General features: G+C 63.4%; 1 pseudogene. It reads right to left on the bottom strand.

The window, feature by feature from the left end:
- A pseudogene (locus EN808_RS36710) lies at positions 1-336 on the bottom strand (hypothetical protein); the annotation flags it as partial.

Genomic DNA, 336 nt, shown 5'->3' with positions numbered 1-336 from the left:
TTGCCGTGGAACGCGCCGACATTGGTGTTGCCGTCATATTCACGGGTGTTGCCGTTGCCGTTGAAGGCGCCGATGTTGTGGTTTCCGCTCGTCGCGGACGTGTTTTCGTTGCCGTTGAAGGCGCCGACATTGCCGGTGCCGCTGTTCTTGTAACCGACATTGCCGCCCGAGAAACCGAGCGGATTCATGCCGCGAACATCCGAACCGATGGACTGGCCGTAGCGGCCGACGCTTTGCTGGACGCGTGACATGCTGAAGGCCTGGGTGCCTGTCGTGCCGTCGGCTTTCGCGGCGGTGACGCTGAGCAGGCCCAGGCACAGCGCCATTGGGACGCGC

This window comes from Mesorhizobium sp. M8A.F.Ca.ET.165.01.1.1 (assembly GCF_004792065.1).
Classification (GTDB): domain Bacteria; phylum Pseudomonadota; class Alphaproteobacteria; order Rhizobiales; family Rhizobiaceae; genus Mesorhizobium.
The sequence above is the reverse complement of the archived record's forward strand: the minus strand, read 5'-3'. Positions and strand labels throughout refer to the sequence as shown.